The organism is Arsenicicoccus cauae, assembly GCF_043162025.1.
Lineage (GTDB): Bacteria > Actinomycetota > Actinomycetes > Actinomycetales > Dermatophilaceae > Arsenicicoccus > Arsenicicoccus cauae.
Map to the genome: position 1 here is coordinate 1,061,098 of NZ_CP171001.1, position 18,257 is coordinate 1,079,354.

Annotated in this window: 17 protein-coding genes; 8 read left to right on the forward strand and 9 right to left on the reverse strand. The window is 72.2% G+C overall.

Going from position 1 to position 18,257, the window contains the following annotated elements:
• Nucleotides 1-29: 29 nt before the first annotated feature.
• The 4 genes from ACF3NS_RS04930 to ACF3NS_RS04945 all read left to right on the forward strand — a co-directional run bounded on the left by ACF3NS_RS04930 (nucleotide 30) and on the right by ACF3NS_RS04945 (nucleotide 4,872).
• The gene (locus tag ACF3NS_RS04930) at nucleotides 30-1,010 is read left to right on the forward strand and encodes a hypothetical protein (protein WP_392468189.1); all 981 of its coding nucleotides are present in this window, start codon (nucleotides 30-32) and stop codon (nucleotides 1,008-1,010) included.
• Nucleotides 1,011-1,237: 227 nt separating this feature from the next.
• Nucleotides 1,238-2,368, forward strand: a complete 1,131-nt coding sequence (pdhA, locus tag ACF3NS_RS04935) for a pyruvate dehydrogenase (acetyl-transferring) E1 component subunit alpha (RefSeq protein WP_288800138.1) — start codon at nucleotides 1,238-1,240, stop codon at nucleotides 2,366-2,368.
• A 3-nt stretch (nucleotides 2,369-2,371) separates the two neighbouring features.
• Complete coding sequence (locus tag ACF3NS_RS04940; RefSeq protein WP_392468192.1) at nucleotides 2,372-3,352, forward strand: alpha-ketoacid dehydrogenase subunit beta; 981 nt, start codon at nucleotides 2,372-2,374, stop codon at nucleotides 3,350-3,352.
• Between the two features lie 20 nt (nucleotides 3,353-3,372).
• Nucleotides 3,373-4,872: a dihydrolipoamide acetyltransferase family protein gene (locus ACF3NS_RS04945; RefSeq protein WP_154592419.1), complete on the forward strand. Its 1,500-nt coding sequence runs from the start codon at nucleotides 3,373-3,375 to the stop codon at nucleotides 4,870-4,872.
• Nucleotides 4,873-5,114: 242 nt separating this feature from the next.
• On the opposite strand, the gene purU is transcribed toward ACF3NS_RS04945, so the two are convergent.
• From purU to ACF3NS_RS04970, 5 genes are all read right to left on the reverse strand, one after another.
• Nucleotides 5,115-5,981 (reverse strand): formyltetrahydrofolate deformylase, encoded by an 867-nt coding sequence (gene purU, locus ACF3NS_RS04950; RefSeq protein ID WP_288798936.1) that lies wholly within the window; start codon nucleotides 5,979-5,981, stop codon nucleotides 5,115-5,117.
• Nucleotides 5,982-6,102: 121 nt separating this feature from the next.
• The gene (locus tag ACF3NS_RS04955) at nucleotides 6,103-6,699 is read right to left on the reverse strand and encodes a class I SAM-dependent methyltransferase (RefSeq protein ID WP_392468195.1); all 597 of its coding nucleotides are present in this window, start codon (nucleotides 6,697-6,699) and stop codon (nucleotides 6,103-6,105) included.
• Between the two features lie 93 nt (nucleotides 6,700-6,792).
• Nucleotides 6,793-8,673 carry an MDR family MFS transporter gene (locus ACF3NS_RS04960; RefSeq protein ID WP_392468198.1) on the reverse strand — a complete coding sequence of 627 codons (1,881 nt, stop codon included), beginning with the start codon at nucleotides 8,671-8,673 and terminating at the stop codon, nucleotides 6,793-6,795.
• Nucleotides 8,673-9,149, reverse strand: coding sequence for a MarR family winged helix-turn-helix transcriptional regulator (locus ACF3NS_RS04965; protein ID WP_392468201.1), 477 nt, complete (start codon nucleotides 9,147-9,149; stop codon nucleotides 8,673-8,675). Before ACF3NS_RS04965 ends, ACF3NS_RS04960 begins: the two co-directional genes overlap by 1 nt.
• Before the next feature lie 109 nt (nucleotides 9,150-9,258).
• Nucleotides 9,259-10,161: a maleylpyruvate isomerase family mycothiol-dependent enzyme gene (locus ACF3NS_RS04970; protein WP_392468202.1), complete on the reverse strand. Its 903-nt coding sequence runs from the start codon at nucleotides 10,159-10,161 to the stop codon at nucleotides 9,259-9,261.
• Between the two features lie 61 nt (nucleotides 10,162-10,222).
• Between ACF3NS_RS04970 and ACF3NS_RS04975 the strand changes: the two genes are divergently transcribed.
• The 4 genes from ACF3NS_RS04975 (at nucleotide 10,223) to ppk2 (ending at nucleotide 15,415) form a co-directional block, all read left to right on the forward strand.
• Nucleotides 10,223-12,250, forward strand: a complete 2,028-nt coding sequence (locus ACF3NS_RS04975) for a cytochrome c oxidase assembly protein (protein WP_392468204.1) — start codon at nucleotides 10,223-10,225, stop codon at nucleotides 12,248-12,250.
• A gap of 11 nt (nucleotides 12,251-12,261) precedes the next feature.
• Complete coding sequence (locus ACF3NS_RS04980; RefSeq protein WP_392468205.1) at nucleotides 12,262-14,103, forward strand: NHL domain-containing thioredoxin family protein; 1,842 nt, start codon at nucleotides 12,262-12,264, stop codon at nucleotides 14,101-14,103.
• 111 nt (nucleotides 14,104-14,214) lie between these two features.
• Complete coding sequence (locus ACF3NS_RS04985) at nucleotides 14,215-14,442, forward strand: DUF6458 family protein (RefSeq protein ID WP_154592413.1); 228 nt, start codon at nucleotides 14,215-14,217, stop codon at nucleotides 14,440-14,442.
• A 19-nt stretch (nucleotides 14,443-14,461) separates the two neighbouring features.
• Nucleotides 14,462-15,415, forward strand: coding sequence for a polyphosphate kinase 2 (gene ppk2, locus ACF3NS_RS04990; RefSeq protein ID WP_392468207.1), 954 nt, complete (start codon nucleotides 14,462-14,464; stop codon nucleotides 15,413-15,415).
• A 129-nt stretch (nucleotides 15,416-15,544) separates the two neighbouring features.
• On the opposite strand, the gene ACF3NS_RS04995 is transcribed toward ppk2, so the two are convergent.
• From ACF3NS_RS04995 to ACF3NS_RS05010, 4 genes are all read right to left on the reverse strand, one after another.
• Nucleotides 15,545-16,300: a DUF3618 domain-containing protein gene (locus tag ACF3NS_RS04995; protein WP_392468208.1), complete on the reverse strand. Its 756-nt coding sequence runs from the start codon at nucleotides 16,298-16,300 to the stop codon at nucleotides 15,545-15,547.
• Nucleotides 16,297-16,812 (reverse strand): phage holin family protein, encoded by a 516-nt coding sequence (locus ACF3NS_RS05000; protein WP_392468209.1) that lies wholly within the window; start codon nucleotides 16,810-16,812, stop codon nucleotides 16,297-16,299. The genes ACF3NS_RS04995 and ACF3NS_RS05000 overlap by 4 nt, the downstream gene beginning before the upstream one ends.
• Nucleotides 16,809-17,510 (reverse strand): hypothetical protein, encoded by a 702-nt coding sequence (locus tag ACF3NS_RS05005; RefSeq protein ID WP_392468212.1) that lies wholly within the window; start codon nucleotides 17,508-17,510, stop codon nucleotides 16,809-16,811. The genes ACF3NS_RS05000 and ACF3NS_RS05005 overlap by 4 nt, the downstream gene beginning before the upstream one ends.
• Nucleotides 17,511-17,671: 161 nt before the next feature.
• A complete protein-coding gene (locus ACF3NS_RS05010) occupies nucleotides 17,672-18,232 on the reverse strand; it encodes an HAD family hydrolase (RefSeq protein ID WP_154592408.1) in 561 nt (186 codons plus the stop codon).
• Between the last annotated feature and the right edge of the window lie 25 nt (nucleotides 18,233-18,257).

The following is an 18,257-nucleotide window of genomic DNA, read 5'->3' on the forward strand; positions in this document are numbered from 1 at the left end:
GACCCGGGCGTGACTCCACCATGGTGAGCATGGGGACATCCGGGCCTGGAGGCAGGCCGTCGAGCCGACAGGAGGGGGCGGCCTGGGGGCCGGCCCTCGCCCTGTCGGCCCTCGGTGTGTCCGCCACCCTCGGCCTGGCCGGGCTCTCCCTGAGCACCGCCCCCGGCGTCCTGGACGGGGTCCTCGACGGCGGCACGAGCACGTCGTCGGGCACGTCGTCGGCCGGCGGGACGGCCTCTCAGCCCGGGGGGCCGGCCGAGGTGCTCACCGCCCAGGGCCCGTCGGTCTCACGTGCGCTCGTCGCGCAGCAGGCCCAGCGCCCGGAGGCGCCGGCGCCGGCTGCCGAGCCGCTCGAGGGCATCGTCCTGCTGTCTGCCGCCCCCCGGGGTCAGGTGCTCGAGCAGACCGTGATCGAGCCGGCGCAGGAGCGTCTGGAGGCGCTCGCGGCCCTGCGCCCGCTGCTCGATGTGGCAGAGCCGCTCACCGGCGTCGACGCCGACGAGGTGCTGGCCTCCATGGCCGAGCTCCCGCCCGTCCTCGCACCTGAGGCCGCCCCCGCCTCCGACGAGTCCGCGATCGCCTCCTCGCCGGTCATCGCGCAGGCGCCGACGACGCCGGACCGGACGCCCACCCCGCAACCGTCCGAGGGCCCTCCCGACGAGCCCGCCCCAGAGACCGGGGGTCCGATCTCACGCCGCATGCCCAAGCCGCCCGACGAGACCACGACGCCGACCGACCCGACGCCGGGGACCACGGACCCGACGACGGCGCCCGGCTCCACCCCCACCGACCCGGGCACGACGCCCACCGACCCGGGCACGACGCCCACCGACCCGGGCACGACGCCCGCCGACCCCGGATCGAAGAGCCCCACCGGCCCGACCACGCCCTCGACGGCGACCGCCACCGCCGCCACCCGGAGCGCCCCCTCGGCAGGCGCGACGGCCACGGCAGGCGCGACGGCCACGGCGGGGGCCTCGACGAGCGCCCCGGCGCCCGGCCTGCCCTGACCCGACCGGCCTGCCCTGACCCGACGGGCGACACCGGTCCGCCGGGCAGGTACGCTGCCCTCGCCAGGCCCAAGCGTCCGACGGGACGTGTTGACCGCCACGAGCAACCGGACCGGGCCGTCGTCACGACGAGGCGCCCGCACCGGGGCGGTGACCCCGTCCCTCGTGGCCCCGAACCAGGCCGAGCAGCGACCCTGCCCGGCCCCAAGGATCGAAGGAGATCGCAGATGAGCGACAACGTCGTCGCCAGAGACGCCTACGGCGGGCCGGAGATGGTCCAGCTGCTCACCCCCGAGGGGGAGCGGGTCGACCACCCGGAGTACTCCCGCTACCTCGACGGGCTGACCGACGAGGACCTGCGCGGGTTCTACCGCGACATGTTCCTCGTCCGTCGCGTCGACACCGAGGGGACCGCGCTGCAGCGCCAGGGCGAGCTCGGCCTGTGGGTCTCGCTGCTCGGTCAGGAGGCCGCCCAGATCGGCGTGGGCCGGGCCATGCGCAAGCAGGACTACGCGTTCCCCGGCTACCGCGAGCACGGCGTCGGCTGGTGCCGCGGGGTTCAGCCCCTGCAGGTGATGTCGCAGTTCCGCGGCGTCGACCAGGGCGGCTGGGACCCGAACGAGGTCGGGATGCAGCTCTTCACGATCGTCATCGGCAACCAGGTGCTCATGGGCACGGGCTACGCGATGGGGATCACCCTCGACGGCGACGTGGGCACGGGCGACCCCGACCGCGACGCCGCCGTCGTTGCATTCTTCGGCGACGGCGCCACCGCCCAGGGCGACGTCAACGAGGCCTTCGTCTTCGCCGGCGTCAACAACGCCCCCATCGTCTTCTTCTGCCAGAACAACCAGTGGGCCATCTCCGAGCCCAACGAGCGCCAGACCCGTGGCCCGCTCTACCACCGCGCCAACGGCTTCGGCTTCCCCGGCATCCGGGTCGACGGCAACGACGTGCTGGCGTCATACGCCGTCTCCAAGGCCATGCTCGACCGAGCCCGCGACGGCCAGGGCCCCTCGTTCATCGAGGCCTTCACCTATCGCATGTCCGCGCACACGACCTCGGACGACCCCACCAAGTACCGCGTCGACGCCGAGGTCGAGGTGTGGAAGCACCGCGACCCGATCCAGCGGCTGCGCGCCTACCTCACCCGGTCGGGCAAGGCGGACCAGGGCTTCTTCGACGACCTGGAGCGCGAGGCCGACGCCCTGGCCGAGACGATCCGCACCGGGACGGTCGGCATGCCCGACCCCGACCCGCACGGCATGTTCGACCACGTCTACGTCGAGCCCGACCACGCCCTGATCGAGCAGCAGCGCGCGGAGTTCGCTGCCTACGCCGCGAGCTTCGAGGACTGAGCGATGACCAAGCTGACCATTGCCAAGGCCATCAACGCCGGTCTGCGCGCCGCCATGGAGCGTGACCCCAAGGTCATCGTGTGCGGAGAGGACGTCGGCAAGCTCGGCGGCGTCTTCCGCATCACCGAGCACCTGCAGAAGGACTTCGGCGAGCACCGGGTCATGGACTCGGCCCTGGCCGAGTCCGGCATCATCGGGACGAGCGTCGGTATGGCGCTGCGCGGTTACCGCCCCGTCGCGGAGATCCAGTTCGACGGCTTCGTGTACCCGGCGTTCGACCAGATCGTGTCCCAGGTCTCCAAGATGCACTACCGCTCGCGCGGCAAACTCCGGCTACCCATGGTGATCCGCATCCCGATGGGTGGCGGCATCGGCGCCGTCGAGCACCACAGCGAGTCCAACGAGGCCTACTTCGCCCACACCGCGGGGCTGCGCACCGTCTTCGTCTCCAACCCCGAGGACGCCTACTGGGGCATCCAGCAGGCGATCGAGTCCGACGACCCGGTGATCTTCTACGAGCCCAAGCGCCGCTACCACGAGAAGGGCGAGGTCGACCTCGAGGCCACGTCCGCCCCCCGAGGCCTCTACGGCGCCAACGTGATCGTGCCCGGCACCGACGTGACGGTCGTGTGCTACGGCCCCATGGTCAAGACCTGCATCCAGGCCGCCGCGGCCGCCGCCGAGGAGGGCACCTCGCTGGAGGTCATCGACCTGCGCTCGGTCAGCCCGCTCGACATCGACACCGTGGCCGCGTCGGTCGAGCGCACCGGCCGGCTGGTCGTGGTGCACGAGGCGGCGTCCTTCCTCGGGCTCGGCGCCGAGATCGCCGCCCAGGTGCAGGAGCGCTGCTTCTACCACCTCGAGGCGCCGGTCCAGCGCGTCACCGGCTATTACCTGCCCTACCCGCCCTCGAAGTACGAGGAGCACTTCCTGCCCGACCTCGACCGCGTGCTCGACGGCGTCGACCGCGCCCTGTCCCACTGACCCGAGAGGAGCGAATTCACATGGCAATCAAGAAGTTCAACCTCCCGGACCCGGGTGAGGGCCTGCTCGAGGCCGAGATCGTGACGTGGAAGGTCAAGGAGGGCGACGCCGTCAAGGTCAACGACATCGTCGTCGAGATCGAGACCGCCAAGTCCCTCGTCGAGCTGCCCATCCCGTGGGCCGGCACCGTGGCCCAGATCCTCGTCCCCGAGGGCGAGACCGTCGACGTCGGCACCCCGATCATCGCCATCGAGGACGGCACCGGTGGCGGCGCCCCCGCCGAGCCCGACGACGCGTCGGCGGCCGCCGCCCAGGCCCAGGTCAACGAGGCCACCGGGACGGGCGACGACGCCACCCCCAAGGAGGAGCGCGTCGCGGTCCTGGTCGGCTACGGCCCCAAGGTGACCGACGCCAAGCGGCGACCCCGCAAGCATCAGCGCGGCCCGCTGCCCACCGCCAGCGAGACCAAGGACCCCGAGACCTGGGGCGGCTTCGCCACCGTCGCCGCCGTCACCGAGATGACTCACCCGACCGTCGTGGACCCGCACGGCGTGCAGGTGCAGGTCACCCAGCCCCAGGCTGCGGGCGGCAAGGCCCTGGCCAAGCCCCCCGTCCGCAAGTACGCCAAGGACAAGGGCGTAGACCTCGCCCTGATCCGCGGCACCGGCAACGACGGCGCGATCACCCGCGCCGACGTCGACGCCTACCTGGCCGGAGGCGCGTCGGGGGCGGCGGCCCAGGGGGCCGGCGCGCCGAGCCCCCAGCCGGGTCAGGCGGCGGGCGCTGCGGCATACGGCACCGCGGAGCGCGAGGTGCGCATCCCGATCAAGGGCGTGCGCAAGGTGACCGCGCAGGCGATGGTCGGGTCGGCGTTCACGGCGCCGCACGTCACGGAGTTCATCACGGTGGACGTCTCGGAGACGATGGCGCTGGTCGAGCGGCTCAAGCGGGACAAGGAGTTCAAGGACGTCCGCGTCTCGCCGCTCCTGGTCGTCGCCAAGGCGCTGATCGTGGCCACCCGTCGCAACCCGGGGGTCAACGCCACCTGGGACGAGGCGGCGCAGGAGATCGTGCACAAGAACTACGTCAACCTGGGGATCGCGGCTGCGACCCCGCGCGGGCTGATGGTGCCCAACATCAAGGACGCCGACCGCCTGACGATGCTGGAGCTGGCGCAGGCGATGGGCTCGCTCGTCGAGACCGCGCGGGCCGGCAGGACGCAGCCCGCCGAGATGTCCGGCGGCACCATCACGATCACCAACGTCGGCGTCTTCGGCGTCGACACGGGCACGCCGATCATCAACCCCGGCGAGAGCGCGATCCTGGCGTTCGGGGCAGTGCGACGGCAGCCGTGGGTCGTGACGGCGGCCGACGGGTCGGAGACGATCGAGCCGCGCTGGGTCACCCAGCTGGCCCTGTCCTTCGACCACCGGCTGATCGACGGCGAGCTCGGGTCAAGGTTCCTGGCCGACGTCGCCAAGGTGCTGGAGGACCCGGCTCGCGGGCTGGTCTGGGGCTGAGCGGTCCTGGCCGTATGACGGTTGGGGGGTCGGCGCGTGGGCGCCGGCCTCGCCTCACGTTGGCCCTCGTCTCGGCTGCTCCCCGTCTGGGTGGCTGCTCTTCGTCTGGGTGGCGGTCCACCGTGTGGGTGGCCGCTGCCGGTCTTGGGCTGCAGCAGGAGACGGCCGCTGAGAGGGCAAGACGCAGGACGAACGGCGCGACGGCCGCGACCGCCTCGCCCGCGTCGACCGAGCCCGGCAGGTCAGCGCAGGACGATCGTGCGGTGCCCGTCGCGGATGATCCGGTGCTCGGCGTGCCACTCCACCGCGCGCGCGAGCACCTGCGTCTCCACGTCGCGGCCGATGGCGACCATGCGGTCCGGCGACGCCCAGTGGTCGACGCGGGCGACGTCCTGCTCGATGATCGGGCCCTCGTCGAGGTCGGCGGTCACGTAGTGCGCGGTCGCCCCGATCAGCTTGACGCCGCGGGCGTGCGCCTGGTGGTAGGGCTTGGCGCCCTTGAAGCTCGGCAGGAACGAGTGGTGGATGTTGATGGCGCGCCCGTCCAGCGCGCGGCACAGGTCGTCGGACAGGACCTGCATGTAGCGCGCGAGCACGACCAGGTCGACGTCCAGCTCGCCGACCAGCTCCAGCAGGCGCCCCTCGGCCTCGGGCTTGGTCTCGCGGGTGACGGGGACGTGGTGGAAGGGGATGCCGTAGCCCTCGACGAGCGTGCGGAAGTCCTCGTGGTTGGACACGACGGCGGGGATCTCGACGTTGAGGGCGCCGAGGCGGGCGCGAAAGAGCAGGTCGTTGAGGCAGTGCCCGAAGCGGCTCACCATGAGCAGCGTGCGCGTGGGGCGGGCTGCGTCGTGCAGCTCGAAGCTCATGCCGAACCGCCCTGCGACCCAGGTGAACTCCTCGCGCAGCCGGTCCAGGTCCCGCACCGGCCCGCTGAACTGCACCCGCATGAAGAACGCGTCGTCGAGCGTGTCGCCGAACTGGCTCGACTCGACGATGGTGCACCCGTGCTCCACTAGGAACCCGCTCACCGCGTGGACGATGCCGACCGTGTCGGGCCGGGAGGTGACGGTGAGGACGTAGGTCGGGTCGGTGGTCGCCGTGGTCACGGGAGCGTCTCCTGCGGGGGTCGTGTCTGGGGCCCCCTACTGTGCCCGATGAGGTCCCTGGCCGCTGGGACGTCCGCGAGCGGGACGGCGCAGCGGCGTCGACGCGACGGTGGGGCGGGTGTCAGCGGTGCAGCAGAGACCTCAGCCGGGACACCGGCGTCGGCCGGGCCGGGGCGCGGCGGTGGACGCTCACGGCGTAGCCGCCGCCGTCGAAAGGCTGCCGGTCCCAGGTGGCGTAGCGCTCGACGAGCTCCAGGTCGGCGCCCGAGCAGGCGTCGTCGTAGTCCTCGAGGCTCACCGACGGGATGCCCTCGGGCAGGTGCTGGGCGTCCAGGCCGAGCCCGGCGACGACCAGCCCCTCGGGCTTGAGGACGCCCCGCAGGGTGCACATGACCTCGTCGAGGGTGCCGGGGGCGAGCAGGGGGATGGCGTTGCCCGCCAGGACGACCACGTCGAAGCCCGCGCCGATGATGCCCTGCGGGATGTCGAGCTCGGCGAGGTCGCTGAGCCAGAAGGGGATCCGCGGGTTGCGGTCGGCGGCGACGCGGAGCAGGGACAGGTCGGCGTCGACCCCGACGACGGGGTGCCCGAGCTCGGCGAGGCGCAGGGCGACCCGACCGGTGCCGCAGCCGGCGTCGAGGACGCGGCCGCCCTCGGGCAGGAGGGAGGCGACGAGCTCGGCCTCGCCGTGCGGGTCTGCGCTGGTCTCGACGCTCATGCCTGGCACTGTATGCCGAGCGCCCGCCGCTGCACCACGAGAGGGGTGCGGCGGCGGGCGCTGCTGGAGGATCGACCGAGCGGGGTCGGCCGATCAGCGGGTGGCCGGGTCGGACGCGCGGTGACGACCCCGGCGGTGAGGGTCCAGCCCGGCGGTGTCCAGGTGGTCCCACGTGTCCTGCAGCTCGTCGAACGTGTGGCCACCGCTCTCGAACGCCGCGGCGTCGAGCAGGAACTTCTCCAGGCTGTCGTGCAGGCGCTTGTCCGACTCGGAGGCGTCCTCGTCCAGCGGCAGGAGGCCCCGCTCGGACCTGGCCTGCTGCGCGGCCATCGCGGCCTGGGCCGACTGGCTGGACAACGTGAGGTCGGGGAGGAACGCGAGGACCACCACCCCGATCCCGCAGACGATGGCGCCGAGGAAGAAGACCAGGTCCATCGACTCGGAGAAGCCGACCTTGATGGGGTGGGCCAGCGCCGGGTGCAGGGCGTTGATGACGGAGGAGTCGTTGCCGATGTTGCCGAGGCTGCCTGCGCCCTGGCCGCTCGCCACGGACCGGACGAAGGCCGCGGACTGCGGGGAGTAGGCCGAGACGGCCGGGTCGCGCAGGGCGGCGACGAAGGTCGGGTCGGACGCGGCGGCCGTGAAGGCGTCGGCGATGCGGTCCGCTAGGGAGTTGAACAGCACGGACAAGAAGATCGCGACGCCGAGCGTCCCACCGATCTGCCGGAAGAAGGTGGCGGAGGAGGTCGCCATACCCATCTCCCGCGGCTCGACCGCAGCCTGCACGGCCAGCGTGAGGGGCTGCATCGTGTTGCCGAGCCCGAGGCCGAAGAAGAACATCAGCGTCATGACCCAGACCAGGCTGCTGTCCGCGGTGATCCGCGACAGGGCGAACAGCACGGCTGTCATCAGCGTCACCCCGATGAGGGGGAACATCTTGATCTTGCCGATGCGGCTCATGAGCTGGCCCGAGACGATCGAGGCGAGCATCATGCCGACGACCATCGGGAGCATCTGGAAGCCGGACACCATCGGGGTGGACCCGTGGACGATCTGCAGGTAGAGCGGGATCGTCATCATGCCGCCGAACATGCCGGCGCCGATCACGAAGCCGCCGGTCAGGGCGATCACGATGGTGCGGTTGCGAAAGATGCGCAGGGGGATGAGCGCGTCGTCGCCGGCGCGGGACTCCGACCAGACGAAGGCCGCGATGCCCGCCAGGCCGACGGCGAAGCAGGTCAGGGAGGCGGCGGAGGTCCAGCCCCACGTCCGTCCCTGCTCGGCCACGAGCAGCAGCGGCACGAGGCCGATGATGATCGTCGTGGCGCCGGCCCAGTCGATGCGGGCCTTGCGGGGGGTGTGGTTGAGGTGCAGCGTCGCCATGACGGCAGCGAAGGCGATCAGGCCGATAGGGACGTTCATGAAGAAGATCCAGCGCCAGCCGGCAAGGCCGAGGATCGACTCGCGCTCGGCGAAGAAGCCGCCGAGGACCGGGCCGATGACGCTCGAGGTGCCGAAGACCGCGAGGAAGTAGCCCTGGTACTTGGCCCGCTCGCGCGGCGGGACGACGTCACCGATGATCGCAAGGGCCAGCGACATCAGGCCACCGGCGCCGAGGCCCTGGACGGCGCGCGCTGCGGCGAGCTGGTACATCGTCTGCGGGATCGTGCATAGCAGCGAGCCGGCGACGAAGATCGTGATGGCCGAGAGGTAGAACCGCTTGCGGCCGTAGATGTCGGACAGCTTGCCGTAGATCGGGGTCGAGATCGTCGACGTGATCAGGTAGGCCGTGGTGACCCAGACCTGCTGGTCCAGGCCGTGCAGGTCGTCGGCGATGGTCTTGATCGCGGTACCGACGACGTTCTGGTCGAGAGCGGCGAGGAACATCCCGGCCATGAGGCCGAGGATGATCGTGACGATCTGCTTGTGCGAGAGCTCCCCGGTCGCCGCCGGGGTCGGGCTGGTGCTGGCCATCAGGCTCCTTGGGAGTGCAGGTGACGCTCGACGGCGTCGGCATATCGGTCGAGCAGGCCGCTCAGGGCCTGGATGTCGTGGGGCTCCCAGTCGTGCAGGATCTGGGCGAGCCGGGTGGCGCGCTCCTCGCGCAGTCGTAGGACGAGCTCCCGGCCGGTCGCGGTGATCACGATGACCTGGGCCCGGCGGTCGCGGTCGTCCGCCTGCTTGGTCACCAGGTCGAGCGCGGTGAGGGCACTGACCTGTCGACTGGTGGTGGAGACGTCGAGGTGGCAGGCCGCCGCCAGGTCGGAGACCCGGCGTGGCTGGTCGTGGGCGGCGAAGAGGACGGGCAGCGCAGCATGCTCGATCCCGGGCATCGGGAGGGGGGAGCTGTGCTTGAGGACGATGCTCGCCTTGGCCGCCCGGGTGATGCTGGCCCCGAGGTCGGTGGTGGGGCCGAGCAGGTGCTCAGATGCGGGGTGCGGCGTATTCATTTGCTTGCAGCATACAACTATGTGGCTGAAGGCTCAACTTCTGTCCTCGCCGCGTGGGGGCTCGGAGGCGTGGGGGCGTGGGGGCGTGGGGCGCGGAGGCGCCAGGGGGTCAGGGCGTGAAGCTGAGGCTCGCCAGGACGCGACGGGCGACCGCCTCGTCGCCCCCACCGACCGTGTAGGTCACCTGGTCCACCGTGCGGCGTCCTGCAGCGAGCCGCTCGAACGCGCTGGTGGACAGCTTGGCGGTGGTGATCTGCGTGGAGGGGTCGATGGCCCGCATCGTCGTCGTGGTGCTGCCCGCTGCCTGCTGGTCCCCCTCGCCGCCGAACAGCACGACCCCGCGCGGCCGCGGGTCCTCGGCCGTCCCGTCCTCGACCCGCACGCCGATGCGCGCGGTCACGGGACCGGTGAGCTCGAGGATCACGGTGTCGCCGACGGGCACCTCGGCGCGGCGCGCGATGGCCTGCGGGACGGTGCGCACCGCCCGCGCCACGAAGACCGCGGCGGCGGGGGAGTCCAGGTTGCCCGGCTCGTCCAGAGCCGCGCGGATGTCCTGCTCGTGCACCCAGATGTCCATGGTGCGCATCCGCAGCAGCTCGCCGACGGTGGTGGGCTCGTCCCGCATGCCGGCCACGATGGAGTCCAGCTCGAGCCCCGGGCTGCCCACGGTCGCGATGCGACGACTCAGGACGTACTCCAGCTCCCGCACGACGTCGACCCCCGCCCGTGAACGGCGAGCCTCGACGCCGACCTCCATGAACCGGCCGAGGTCGTTGCGGATGTGGTCGTGGTCGGGCACCTCCACGTGCGGCTCCGGCAGGCCCTCGAGGTGGGACTCGAGGGCCACGACGTGGGAGATGTGGTCCTTGACCGTCCAGCCGGGGCAGTCGGTGGGCAGCGCGAGCTGCTCGTCGGTGAGCCCGCGGCCCAGGTCGGTGACGGCCTGCGCGGTGTGCGCGAACGCGGTGACGAGGCCGGGCAGGTCCGTGGGTGGTGCCGGGTGGATGGGCATGGCCCCACCCTAACGACGAGGGCAGCGGATCGCGCCCCTGCGTCGCCTTAGTCTGGAGGGGGTGAGCAGCACCCAGGTCGCCTCCCCGTCCGCGCCCCACCAGGACGATCACCGGGAGGCCCGTCCGGTGATCGCCGCGGTCCCCCTCGCGGGGGCGCTGGTGGCGCTGCTGGCCGGTGGCCTGGCGACGGGTGCCTTCACCGAGCTGGCGACCGGCCTCGGCGACGCGGGACCGTCGGTGCGGTGGGGGCTGCCGCTGGTCCGGGCCGTCCACGACGTCGCGCTCGCCGCCACCGTCGGGCTGCTCCTCGTCGGCACCATGCTCGTGCCCGACGACCGCGCGGGGACCCGGCGGGTGGCGGCGGCCCGCGCGGCCAGCCTCACGGGGATGGTCTGGGTCGTGGCCGGACTGGCCGGGGTCGTGCTGACCTTCGCCGACGCGGCGGGGATGTCTCCTGCGGACCCGCAGTTCGGCGACCAGTTCGGCGCGTTCGCGATGAGCTTCGACGCCATCCGGGCCACCGTCGTGTCGTCGCTGATCGGCATGGTGGTCACCACCGGCGCGGCGGTCGGCCGCTCCCGCTACACCCTGGCCTGGATGCTCTTCCTCGGCCTGGTCGCCCTCTTTCCCCTCGGCCTCGCGGGTCACGCCGCCGGGTCGGTCGCCCACGACACCGCCGTCACCTCCCTGCAGTACCACCTCCTCGGCGCCGTCCTGTGGCTCGGTGGCCTGCTCGGGATCCTCGTCCTACGGCCGGTGCTGCGCGGCCGCGACCTCGGCGTCACCGTCGAGCGCTACTCCCACGTGGCCACCTGGTCGCTGGCGTTCGTGGCGCTGTCCGGCGTGCTCAACGCCGCCGTGCGGGTCGGCTCGTGGCGGGGGCTCGCGTCGTCATACGGGCTGATCATCGGGCTCAAGCTCCTCCTGCTCGTGGCCCTCGCCCTGGTCGGCCTGCGGCAACGGCGCGCGTATGTCGCTCGCTTGCGCGAGAACCCCGCGCTGGCCGCCGGATTCGCGGGGTTCGCCGCCATCGAGCTCGCCGTCATGGGCCTCGCCGTCGGGCTCGGGGTGGCCCTCTCCCGCTCGGCCCCACCCGTCCCCGAGATCCAGGCCGGCATCTCGGCGGCCGAGTCGCTCACGGGCTACCCGGCGCCGGCCGCGCCCCACGGGTGGTCCTGGCTGACGACCTGGCGCGTCGACTGGCTGTGGCTGTCCCTTTCGCTGCTCGCCGTCGGTCTCTACCTCCGCGGCGTGCGGGTGCTGCACCGCCGCGGCGACCGCTGGCCCGTCACGCGCACCCTCGCCTGGCTGGCCGGCCACGCGGCCTTCCTGCTCGCGACGCAGGGCGCGCCCGGGGTGCTCGGCAAGGTGTCCTTCTCGTGGCACATGTCGATGCACATGGCGCTGATGATGGGCGTCCCGATGCTGCTGGTCCTCGGCGCGCCGTCGACGCTGGCGCTCCGGGTGCTGCGCCCGCGTCACGACGGGTCCTTCGGTCCGCGCGAGTTGCTCGTGGCGGCCCTCGGGTCCCGCTGGGTGGGGTTCATGGCCAACCCGCTGGTGGCCGCGATCAACTTCTACGCGAGCCTGATCGTCTTCTACTTCACGCCGTTGTTCGAGCTGGCGCTGCGCACGCACACCGGGCACGTGCTCATGGTCGTGCACTTCGTCCTCGCGGGCTACGGCTTCGCGTGGGTGCTGATCGGGGTCGACCCGGGCCCCCGCAAGTGGCCGGCCCCGGGCCGCCTGGTCCTGCTCCTCGGGACGCTGGGCTTCCACGCGTGGTTCGGGATCGCCCTGATGTCGGGGACGACGCTGCTGGCGCCCGCGTTCTACGAGGCGCTGCAGCTCGGCTGGGGCTGGAACCTCCTGCAGGACCAGCAGGACGGCGGCGCCATCGCGTGGGGGATCGGCGAGCTCCCCACGATGATCCTCGCGCTGCTGGTCGTGGCCGACTGGGTGCGGTCGGACTCGCGCGAGAGCCGCCGCTACGACCGCGAGGCGGACCGCGACGAGGACGCCGAGCTGCGGGCCTACAACGAGCGGCTGGGCCGGATGGCCGGCCCCGACCAGACCCACCGGGGGTAGGTTTGCCTGCCATGACTGATCGTCGTGCCCGCGTCCGCGCCCCCGAGCTCGTCGGCCGGGGCTGGCTCAACACCGGCGGGCGCGAGCTCACCCTCGCCGAGCTGCGCGGCAAGGTGGTCGTCCTGGACTTCTGGACCTTCTGCTGCGTCAACTGCCTCCACGTCCTGGACGAGCTGCGGCCCCTGGAGCAGGAGCTCGCCGACAGCCTGGTGCTGGTCGGCGTCCACTCGCCCAAGTTCGTGCACGAGGCCGACCCCGTCGCGCTGGTCGCCGCCGTCGAGCGCTACGCCGTGCACCACCCCGTCCTCGACGACCCGGACCTGGTCACCTGGCAGGCCTACGCCGCGCGCGCCTGGCCGACCCTCGTCGTCATCGACCCCGAGGGCTACGTCGTCGCGTCCATGTCGGGGGAGGGGCACGCGCACGGCCTCGAGGTCCTCGTCCGCGAGCTGCTCGCCGAGCACGACGCCAAGGGGACCCTCCGCCGCGGGGACGGCCCGTATGTCGCCCCGCCGCCGCCCACCTCGCCGCTGCGCTTCCCCGGCAAGGCGGTCGCGCTCGACGACGGCTCGCTGCTCGTCTCCGACACCGCGCACCACGAGATCGTCCGGCTGGCACCCGACCTCGTGACCGAGCAGAGACGGTATGCCGCCCACCCGCCCCTCGCGGAGCCGCAGGGCGTGGTGCTGCTGCCGCGTGACGTGGCCGCCCGCACCGGTGTCGACGTCGCGGTCGCCGACAGCGTCAACCACCAGGTGCGGGGTCTCCACCTGGCGTCGGGGGAGTGGACCACCCTGGCGGGCACCGGCTCCCAGCTGCGCGAGCGCACCGGCGGTGGGACCGCGCTCGCGCAGGACCTGTCGACCCCGTGGGACCTCGCCTGGTGGCAGGACCGCCTGGTCGTCGCCATGGCCGGCACCCACCAGCTGTGGTCGCTCGACCTGCGAGCCGACCCGCAGGACAACGAGGTCCAGGTGCTGGCCGGCACGTCCGCCGAGGGGATCCGGGACGGGGAGGGTGCTGACTGCTGGTTCGCGCAACCGTCCGGGCTCGCCGTCTCCGCCGACGGGGAGGTGCTGTGGGTGGCCGACTCGGAGACGTCGGCGTTGCGCCGCGTGACCGTGGTCGGCGGCGCCGGCCCGGGCCTCGAGGTCAGGGTCGAGACCGTCGTCGGGCAGGGTCTGTTCGACTTCGGCCACGTCGACGGCCAGGCCGACGACGCGCTGCTGCAGCACCCCCTCGGGGTGGCCGTCCTGCCCGACGGCTCGGTCGCGCTGGCCGACACCTACAACGGCGCCGTGCGTCGCTACGACCCCACCACCGGCGAGGTGTCCACGCTGCTCGGTGACCTGGCAGAGCCGAGCGACCTGGTGGTCGAGGACGACCAGACCCTGCTCGTGGTCGAGTCGGCGGCGCACCGGGTCGAGCGGGTCGGCATACCGGCCGTGGCCCGCCGCGTGCAGGGGGTGGCGCACACCACCCAGCGGCCTCCCACCGAGCTCGCGCCCGGAGCGGTGGACCTGGTGGTGGACTTCGTGCCTCCGACCGGGCAGAAGCTCGACCTGCGCTGGGGGGACCCGACGCAGCTGATGGTGTCGAGCTCGCCCGCGGCCCTGCTGCGTGAGGGCTCCGGCACGGCCCAGGGCTTGACCCGACGGCTCGAGCTGGATCCTCGGGTGGGCGACGGCATCCTGCACGTGTCCGTCCGCGCCGCAGCCTGCGACGGCGACCCCGTCACCGGCGAGGTGCCCGAGCATGCGGCGTGCCACCTCTATCAGCAGGACTGGGGCATCCCGGTCGTCCTCGTGGCGGGCGCCGCGGGCGTCCTGTTCCTCGATCTGCGGGGCGCCTGACCGCCATACGGGTGATCGATTGACCACAAGTGATCGAAGGCAACCCACTGGGTGCCTACTCTCGTGTTCACCTCAGCGCCCTGCTGAGGCCTGACGATTCGGAGCATCCCCATGGGCATCGGCCTCGGCATCTTTCTCCTCGTGGTCGGCGCGATCCTGAAGTTCGCCGTCGCCGACGCGATCTCGGGCATCGACCTCGGCATGATCGGGCTCATCCTCATGGGTGCCGGCGTGCTGTCGCTCATCCTGACGCTCATCCTCAACCAGCAGCGCCGCCACACCCGCCACGACGCGGTCATCGAGCACCACGAGACGGGTACGCCGCGCGACCGCTACTGATCCCGGCCACAATGGGCGCATGACGCCGACGTCGACCCGCAGCAGCACCGACACCAGCACCGAGACCAGCACCAACACCGAGGCCCACGCCACGAAGCCGCCCAAGCTGCCCACCAAGGCCTACGAGCAGGAGCTGGAGCGCCTGCAGGCCGAGCTGGTCACCATGCAGCAGTGGGTGAAGCAGACGGGCAACCGGGTCGTCATCGTCTTCGAAGGGCGGGACGCTGCCGGCAAGGGCTCGGCGATCAAACGGATCACTCAGTACCTCAACCCCCGCACCGTGCGGATCGCGGCGCTGCCCGCCCCCACCGAGCGGCAGCGCACCCAGTGGTACTTCCAGAGGTACGTCGAGCACCTGCCCGCCGCTGGGGAGATCGTGATCTTCGACCGCAGCTGGTACAACCGGGCCGGGGTCGAGCGGGTCATGGGCTTCTGCACCGAGGTGGAGTACCAACGCTTCCTGCAGCAGTGTCCCGTCTTCGAGCAGATGCTGCTGGACGACGGGATCATCCTGCGCAAGTACTGGTTCAGCGTGTCCGACGTCGAGCAGGAGAAGCGCTTCCGCTCACGGCTCGGCGACCCCATGCGCCGCTGGAAGCTGTCCCCGATGGACCTCGAGTCGATCACCCGCTGGGAGGAGTACTCGAAGGCCAAGGACCAGATGTTCGCCCACACCGACCTGCCCAGCTCGCCGTGGCACGTCGTCGAGTCCGAGGACAAGAAGCGCTCGCGGCTCAACGTGATCAAGCACCTGCTCGACTCCATCCCCTACCTCCACATCGACCCGCCGGAGGTCACGATCCCGGCCCGGCCCAAGGCCAGGGGCTACGAGCGGCCGCCGCGCGACCTGCAGCGCTACGTGCCGGACCACGCGGCCTCGCTGATCGACGGCGACGAGGACAGCAAGCACAGCAAGAACGACAAGCACAGCAAGGACGCCAAGAAGGGCAAGGGCGGCAAGGCCAAGAGCTAGCCCGTATGCCGGGACCCGCGCCCCGCCATACGAGGTGCGGGCACGGCCGAGGGGTGGGCCAGGCCATCAGGCCCGGACCCACCCCTCGGTGCTGCTCAGCGTTGCTCGGTGGTGCTCAGCGTGCTGCGATCAGCTGTTCTTCTGCTTCTGCTGGACGTTGTCCTTGGAGTCCTGGGCCTGAGCCTTGACCTCCTGGGCGGCGTCCTGGCCCTCGCCCTTGACCTTGTCGACGCTCTCCTGAGCGCTCTCCTTGAGCGACTCGGCGGCCTCCTGGAGCGGGGCCTTGAGGTTGTCGGCGGCCTCCTGGGCGATCGACTTGGCGCCCTCGACGAGGGGCTGTCCCTTGTCCTGGGCCGTCTCCTTGGCGCGCACGGCCAGCTCGCGCTCGCGCTCGGAGACCGGGAGGAGCGAGCCGACCAGCCAGCCCGCGCCGAGGGCGATCAGGCCGGCCGCCATCGGGTTGCCGCGGGTCTTGCGGCGAGCCATCGCCGGGGCCTGCTCGAGGTTGTCGCGGGCGGTGCCGGCGGCGCCGCGCACGCGGTCACCAGCGTCGGAGGCGACGTCGGACACGCGGTCCCCGGCCTCGCTCATCCGCTGGCCGACGCCGGCGCCGGAGTCGTCCATACCCCCCGAGGAGTAGCGACGGCGGCCGTACGCGTCGTCGTACTCGTCGTCGTTCGAACCCATGATCCGCTCCTTGATGCCCCGGCCGGCGCCGACGACCTTGTCCTGGACCTTCTCGGCCTGGCGCCTGGCCACGTTGCTCGGGTCGACGGCCTCACCGAGGGCGTTGACGTTCTGGCTGAGGTTGCCCCGGGTGCGCTCGATCTCGCGGCGCAGCTGCTCGGGGTCGTTGCTGCTGGTGGGGGTGTTGTCGTAGCTCATGCGCGGTTCTCGTTTCCCTTGAGCGCATCGGGGACCTGCTTGGCGGTCTCGATCGTGCGCGGTGCTCCGTTGACGTTCTTGAGGTCCTTGCGGCCCATGGAGGCCAGGACGGCGGCGATCACGGCCCAGATGGCGGCCACGATCAGCGCGGAGAGGACGTGGTTGTCCATCGCCGTGCCGAGGCCCCACCACAGGGCGATGGACAGGAACAGCAGGACGAAGTGGGCGGCGACCCCGGCTCCGCCGAGGAGTCCCACCCCCTTGCCCGCGGCCTTGGCCGACTGCTGCACCTCGAGCTTGGCCAGGGCGGCCTCTTGGCGCAGCAGCGTGGACATGTCGTTGGCGATGTCGCCGAGGAGCCCTCCGACAGAGGACAGCTCGCCCTTGTCGTACGTCTGGTGCGAGCCCTCCAGGGGCTCGGCTGGCCGGACGTCACCGGGGGAGAGCGGCTCTCGCGCGTATCGGTCCGCGCCTGCGGCGGTGGCGCCGGGCGAGTCGTCGAACTGGGTCATCGGCGAAGGTCACCCGCTCCGGGGCGCTCGTCGCGGCCGCCCTCGACGTACGTGGTCGTCTCGGGGTCGACGTAGGTGGTCGTGGTGACCTCCTGGTCGTAGACCTCGGTGGCGTAGCCTGCGCGCGGGGCGGTGGTCTCGACGTAGCCGTAGGAGCGGCGCTGAGTGTCGTAGCGCGCGTCGTAGGCCTCGTTGCGCTGCGCGTCGGCCTGCAGGCCACGCGTCAGACGGCCGCCGATCAGGCCGAGCAGGGCGGCGCCGGCCAGGAAGGTGCCGGGGTTGCGGCGGGCGTAGCGGCGGACCTCGTCGAGGACGTCCGCGGGCTCGCGGTTCTCGAGCCAGCCGGCGATCTGGTCGACGGTGCCGGCGGCCTGGGAGACCAGACCGGACGCGGTCGCGGTGTCCGCGCCGTGGGCCATCTGGTCCAGCTCGCCGGAGATGGTGCGCAGGGAGCCGGCCAGGCGCTGCTGCTGGCCGGAGATCTGCGTGGTGGCCTCGGAGCGCACCTGGTGGAAGAGGTCCTGGGCCTGGCCCTTGGCCTCGCCCGCCAGCTGCTGGGCCTCGACCTTGGCGGTGTCGGCGACCTGCTGGCCGCCCTGCTGGGCGGTGCCGGCGAGGTTCTTGGCCTCGTCGGCGGCGACGTCCTTGGTGGACGTCTCGTCGCGCGTGCTCTGGGGATCGAACGTGGGGTTCGACATGGCAGCCCCTCTCATGGGGTGTGGTGTGATGGCCTGCTGATGAGGAACGCCCGGGTCTGGAGCGTCGGTGGCCCCGCGCGTCGCAGGACCGTGATGCCGATCGACATACCCACTGAGCGGTGAACGATCCCCCGACGATCGTGCGAGGCCCACCGGTCCGGTCAGAGCAGAGCCAGCGCCGTCGGCAGCGCGTCGAGGCCGGGGACGGTGAGGACACCCTCCAGCTCCCTGCGGTCGGCCCGGTTGACCCACACGGCGTGCGTCCCCGCGTCGACCGCGGCCTGAACGAGCGCGGCGTCGCCGACCACGACGGTCTCCTCCACCCGGGTGCCGAGGGCTGCGCACGCCGAGCGGCAGCGGTCAGCGTCCGCGGGAGGCCTGGCGGCCGAGCCTCCGAGGGCCTCCGGCCCGAGCACCAGGACCCGGGCGTCGAGGTCGAGCCGCGCAAGGCCGCGACGCAGGGCGGGGTCCTCGCGCCGCACCAGCACCGCGACCCGGGTCCCCGCCGCCAGGAGGCGGTCCAGGGCCGGCCGGGCGTCGGCATACGGCTGGATCGTCGCGGCGCGCGCAGCCGCGACCCGCTGTGCGGCGCCGACCCCGGGGACCGGCCGCTGGTAGCGCGGGCCCTCGGCGCATCGCCCCTCCCGGGCCACGGCCGCGGCCGTCGCGCCCGCCCCGTCGAGGAGGACCTCCACGGCCAGGACCACACCCCGCGTCGCCATGGCAGGACTGTATGCCGGGCGCCCG